A 2,970-nucleotide genomic window follows, 5' to 3' on the forward strand; every position below is an offset into this window, starting at 1 on the left:
CCGATGCGGCCCGTGGTGGGCTCGGCGGCGAGGCGCGCCTCGGCGGCCTTTGCGAAGCCCTCCTCGCCCGCCGTGCGCAGGGTGCGGATCTCGGTGTTCATCTCGCCCGCCTTCACGCCGCGTCGCCGTAGGCGGCATAGCCGGAGGCTTCCAGCTCAAGCGCCAGCTCCTTGCCGCCGGAGCGCACGATGCGGCCCTGGTGCATCACATGCACCACGTCCGGCACGATATGGTCGAGCAGGCGCTGGTAGTGGGTGATCACCAGCATGGCGCGATCGGGCGCGCGCAGCGCGTTCACGCCCTGGGCGACGATCTTGAGCGCGTCGATGTCGAGGCCGGAATCGGTCTCGTCGAGGATGCAGAGCTTCGGCGCGAGGATCGACATCTGGAGGATCTCGTTGCGCTTCTTCTCGCCGCCGGAGAAGCCCACGTTCACGCCGCGCCGGAGCATCTCCTGGGAGATGCCGAGGTCGGAGGCCTTCTCCTTCACGAGGCGCAGGAAATCGGGGGTCGAGATTTCGGCCTCGCCGCGCGCCTTGCGCTGGGCGTTCAGCGCCGTGCGCAGGAACGTCATGTTGGCGACGCCGGGGATCTCGATCGGATACTGGAAGGCGAGGAACAGGCCGGCGGCGGCGCGCGCGTCCGGCTCCATCTCCAGCAGGTCCTCGCCGTCGAGCGTCGCGGTGCCGTCCGTGACCTCGTAGTCGTCCTTGCCGGCGAGCACATAAGAGAGCGTGGACTTGCCGGAGCCGTTCGGCCCCATGATGGCGTGCACCTCGCCGGCATTGATGGTGAGGTCGAGGCCCTTGAGAATCTCGCGGTCGTCAATGCGGGCGTGCAGGTTGCGGATGTCGAGCATGAACGTTCAGTCCTTCGGATGTCGAGCGGGCGCGCGCCTCGGGCGGCGCGCGTCGCGGAATGGGGCCGGTGCGGGAAGCGCGGGCCTCAGCCCACGCTGCCCTCAAGGCTGACGGCGATGAGCTTCTGCGCCTCCACGGCGAACTCCATGGGCAGCTGCTGGAGCACGTCCTTGACGAAGCCGTTGACGATCAGCGCCACCGCCTCCTCCTCGGACAGGCCGCGCTGGAGGCAGTAGAACTTCTGGTCGTCGGAGATCTTCGAGGTGGTGGCCTCGTGCTCGAACATGGCCGAGGCATTGTTGGCCTCGATGTAGGGCACGGTGTGGGCGCCGCACTTGTCGCCGATCAGCAGCGAGTCGCAGTTGGTGAAGTTTCGCGCGCCGCTCGCCCGCCGGTGGGCGGAGACGAGGCCGCGATAGGTGTTCTCCGAATGGCCGGCGGCGATCCCCTTGGAGATGATGCGGCTCGACGTGTTCTTGCCGAGATGGATCATCTTGGTGCCCGAATCCACCTGCTGGTGGCCGTTCGAGATGGCGATGGAATAGAACTCGCCCTGGGAATTGTCGCCGCGCAGGATGCAGCTCGGATACTTCCAGGTGATGGCCGAGCCGGTCTCCACCTGGGTCCAGGAGATCTTGGAATTGTCGCCGCGGCAGTCGCCGCGCTTGGTGACGAAATTGTAGATGCCGCCCTTACCCTCGGCATCGCCCGGATACCAGTTCTGGACGGTGGAGTACTTGATCTCCGCATCCTTGAGCGCCACCAGTTCCACCACCGCGGCGTGCAGCTGGTTCTCGTCGCGCTGGGGGGCGGTGCAGCCTTCGAGATAGCTCACATAGGCGCCCTCGTCGGCGATGATGAGGGTGCGCTCGAACTGGCCGGTATTCTTCTCGTTGATGCGGAAATAGGTGGAAAGCTCCATGGGGCAGCGCACGCCCTTGGGCACGTAGACGAAGGAGCCGTCGGAGAACACGGCGCTGTTGAGCGTGGCGTAGAAATTGTCCGACACCGGCACCACCGAGCCGAGATACTGCCGCACCAGATCGGGATGCTCGCGGATGGCCTCCGAGATCGAGCAGAAGATGACGCCCGCCTTCGCCAGCTCGGCCTTGAAGGTGGTAGCCACCGACACCGAATCAAACACCGCGTCCACCGCCACCTTGGAGCCGCCGGTCGTCTCGATGCCGAGCAGCGCGTCGCGCTCGCGCAGCGGGATGCCGAGCTTCTCGTAGGTCTTGAGGATCTCCGGGTCGATGTCGTCGATGGACTTCGGCCCCGCCTTGGCCTTGGGCGCGGCGTAGTAATAGAGATCCTGGAAGTCGATCTTCGGGTAGCTCACCCGCGCCCAGGTGGGCTCGCGCATGGTGAGCCAGCGCCGGAAGGCGTCGAGGCGCCATTCCAGCATCCATTCCGGCTCGCTCTTCTTGGCGGAGATGAAGCGCACCGTGCTCTCGTCCAGGCCCTTGGGGGCAAGCTCGGACTCGATGTCGGTGGTGAAACCGTACTTGTATTGATCGACGTCGATCGCGCGGACGCGCTCGACGGTCTCCTGGACCGCAGGCATCTTCTCGTCTCCTCTCCCGCGCGGGGTCAAGGCCCGCGGGTCAAGTTCCAGTCCGCCCCGAGGGACGGATATTTCACTCCGCCGCCCACGGGCGGCAAACTCTGTATCCCCCGCGACGCCCGTCGGGCGCCTCAGGCGGCCCGCACCGGTCGCCCGCCGGTCTGCGGCACGGCCTTGGCGAGAGCATCGACGGCGCGCGCCACGTCCTCTTCGGTGGAGGACCAGCCGAGGGAGAGGCGCACCGTGCCGGACGCCAGCTCCCCGTCGACGCCCATGGCGGTCAGGACGTGGGACGCCCCCACCTTCCCCGACGCGCAGGCCGATCCGGCGCTGACACTTACGTAGGCAAGGTCGAGGGCAATCACCAGGGTTTCGGCCCTCGCGCCGGAAAAAGCAATAAGGCTGGTGTTCGGAATGCGCGGCGAACCGGACCCCACCACCACCGCGCCGGGAATGCGGGCGGCAATCTCCGCCTCCATGCGGTCGCGCAGGGCGGCGAGGCGCGCGGGCTCGCCGCCGCTCTATAGCCGGCGCGCGCTGCCGCCG

3 protein-coding genes are annotated in these 2,970 nt (G+C 67.2%); all 3 read right to left on the minus strand.

What is annotated here, in order from left to right:
* Positions 1–112: 112 nt before the first annotated feature.
* The 3 genes from sufC to AC2W7M_RS22940 all read right to left on the minus strand — a co-directional run bounded on the left by sufC (position 113) and on the right by AC2W7M_RS22940 (position 2,915).
* The gene (sufC, locus tag AC2W7M_RS22930; RefSeq protein WP_486135188.1) at positions 113–859 is read right to left on the minus strand and encodes a Fe-S cluster assembly ATPase SufC; all 747 of its coding nucleotides are present in this window, start codon (positions 857–859) and stop codon (positions 113–115) included.
* 86 nt (positions 860–945) lie between these two features.
* The gene (gene sufB, locus AC2W7M_RS22935; protein WP_486135190.1) at positions 946–2,424 is read right to left on the minus strand and encodes a Fe-S cluster assembly protein SufB; all 1,479 of its coding nucleotides are present in this window, start codon (positions 2,422–2,424) and stop codon (positions 946–948) included.
* Positions 2,425–2,555: 131 nt separating this feature from the next.
* The gene (locus tag AC2W7M_RS22940) at positions 2,556–2,915 is read right to left on the minus strand and encodes an aminotransferase class V-fold PLP-dependent enzyme (RefSeq protein WP_486135192.1); all 360 of its coding nucleotides are present in this window, start codon (positions 2,913–2,915) and stop codon (positions 2,556–2,558) included.
* Positions 2,916–2,970 lie beyond the last annotated feature (55 nt).

It is taken from the genome of Xanthobacter sp. BG11Y11_SDJG, from assembly GCF_057364445.1.

What these genes read in the sequence shown, in the direction of transcription:
- sufB (WP_486135190.1), bottom strand. Translation starts at nt 2,424, where the DNA reads ATGCCTGCGGTCCAGGAGACCGTCGAGCGCGTCCGCGCGATCGACGTC.
- sufC (WP_486135188.1), bottom strand. Translation starts at nt 859, where the DNA reads ATGCTCGACATCCGCAACCTGCACGCCCGCATTGACGACCGCGAGATT.